At 68.1% G+C, this 313-nt stretch carries 1 protein-coding gene; it reads left to right on the top strand.

Annotation, left to right across the window (positions count from 1 at the left end):
* The coding region (locus XI08_RS09735; RefSeq protein WP_271574252.1) for an IS3 family transposase at nt 1-313 on the top strand (313 nt) is incomplete at both ends.

Genomic DNA, 313 nt, shown 5'->3' on the forward strand with positions numbered 1-313 from the left:
TCTCCCAGCGCCAGATCCCGCAGCGACGAGGAGCTCGGCGGCAAGGTCAAGGCCAGCTTCGTCGCCAGCGACCGCACCTATGGCGCACGCCGGGTGTGGCGTGACCTGCTCGCCGACGGGGCGGATTGCGGCCTGCACCAGATTGAGCGGCTGATGCGCCTGCAAGGCTTGCGGGCGCGGCCGCGACGTCGGCGCTTGCCGAGGGACAGCGGCGATCGACAGATCGAGATCGTACCGGCGAATCTCCTTGACCGGCACTTCGCCGCCGACCCCGCGGGTCACTTCAAATTCCTCCGGGTGTGGTCAGTCAAAA

This window comes from Bradyrhizobium sp. CCBAU 11361, assembly GCF_028128935.1.
Taxonomy (GTDB): domain Bacteria; phylum Pseudomonadota; class Alphaproteobacteria; order Rhizobiales; family Xanthobacteraceae; genus Bradyrhizobium; species Bradyrhizobium niftali.